Source organism: Telluria sp. AZSoR62 (assembly GCF_058111565.1).
The window spans coordinates 1-262 of record NZ_JBYTST010000374.1 but is presented as its reverse complement, the minus strand read 5'-3'; the positions used below and the strand labels follow the sequence as shown (position 1 = coordinate 262).

The 262-nt window shown below is 66.0% G+C and carries 1 pseudogene; it reads right to left on the bottom strand.

What is annotated here, in order from left to right:
• Positions 1 to 83 precede the first annotated feature (83 nt).
• Positions 84 to 262, bottom strand: a pseudogene (locus tag AC3XQU_RS24150) (disulfide bond formation protein DsbA); the annotation flags it as partial.

The window sequence follows — 262 nt, the reverse complement described above, 5'->3', positions numbered from 1 at the left end:
GCGGCGATCGTTCGCGACCAGGATGCGAGGCGAACGGGTTGCGGTCAGCGCAGCGGACTGCGCCGTAGCCTTGAAGACCGGGGCTACCTGGGCATGTCGCCGACGACGTCGGCAGGCATTTCGGATGTGGGTGTGCCGGTCGGACCGTCAGCCGTCAGCATGTCCATGGCAGACAACAAGGCGTCGCCCTCGATTGGTCCCTGCAGCAGGATGGCCTGGCCCGTCTCGCGATCAAGCAGACGCAGTGACGGTGTGGCGGTAA